This window comes from Streptobacillus felis (assembly GCF_001559775.1).
Lineage (GTDB): Bacteria > Fusobacteriota > Fusobacteriia > Fusobacteriales > Leptotrichiaceae > Streptobacillus > Streptobacillus felis.
This window is the reverse complement of record NZ_LOHX01000333.1, coordinates 1-1,140: the sequence shown is the minus strand read 5'-3', so window position 1 is coordinate 1,140 and position 1,140 is coordinate 1. Positions and strand designations below refer to the sequence as shown.

The window sequence follows — 1,140 nt, the reverse complement described above, 5'->3', positions numbered from 1 at the left end:
TTCCTTGTTCCTCACAATATTTTACAAATTCTTTTGAAGTAAATTGACTCCCTTGATCACTATGTAATATTATTTCTTTATTTGCCCTTGGGTTATCCTTAAAAGCCTTATTTAAAGCTCTCTTCGCTAACTCTGTATCCATTCTCTTTCCACAAACACTTGAAACTACACTTCTATCATACAAATCTATCACTGTACAATTATATCTTACATCATTATTTAATAAATATATATATGTAAAATCTGTACACCACTTTTCATTAGCATTATTTGCCGTAAAATCCCTATTAAGCTTATTTTCATGTACTTTATGTGCTTCTTGTTTTATATAGTTTGGTTTCTTTCTTCTAACCGTAGACTTTAATTTCAATTCTTTGTTCATAAATTTATGTACTGTAGTCTTACTGTAATTATAGCCTTCTCTTTCTAAATATATTTTAATCATTCTATGGCCACAAACTCCATTATATTTATGGTAAAGTTCTTTTATTTTTTTTAGTACAATATCTTTTTCAATATTTTCATCTTTTCTTTTTAAGTAGTTATAATATGAATTAGAATGTATTTTCATCCTTCTAAACAACCATCTTAAACCAAATATATCTTTATTTTCTTCTATAAATCGATAAGCCTTTAATCGATTTCCTTTGCAAAGAATGCCGCTGTTTTTTTTAAAAATAGATTTTCTTTTTTCATTTCTTCTAATTCTATTTTCAAACGCAAGTTTTCTTTCATTACTTCTGCTGCATTTAAACTATTAGAATTATTTTCGGCTTTTACTTGGCATTCTTTGTTAAAATCTTTACACCATTTTGCAATAGTTACTTTTGATACTCCATATTCTTCTGATAGGCTATTATATGTTCTTCCTTCTTGTAGATGTAGTTTAATAAGTTTGTTTTTTAATTCTTCTGAGTGTTTTTGTATCATAATTTTTTCTCCTTTTTCCTTAATTATATTATACACCACTTTACTCTACTGTTACAAATTTATTATACCACTACATAGGTTTATGTTATCACTTATTAATACATTCCCATCATTTATTATGTTTTTAGCTGATATATTTATATTATTATTTGATATTATTTTATCTCTATTTGTAAAATCTTCTTCTACCTTAACATTTAGATTATTTGT

General features: G+C 25.4%; 2 protein-coding genes. Both read right to left on the bottom strand.

Going from position 1 to position 1,140, the window contains the following annotated elements; translation table 11 throughout:
* On the bottom strand, nucleotides 1-658 hold a 658-nt coding region (locus tag AYC60_RS07845), incomplete at its 3' end, for an IS3 family transposase (RefSeq protein WP_231724641.1).
* A complete protein-coding gene (locus tag AYC60_RS07840; RefSeq protein WP_067323286.1) occupies nucleotides 634-930 on the bottom strand; it encodes a transposase in 297 nt (98 codons plus the stop codon). The genes AYC60_RS07845 and AYC60_RS07840, both read right to left, overlap by 25 nt.
* Between the last annotated feature and the right edge of the window lie 210 nt (nucleotides 931-1,140).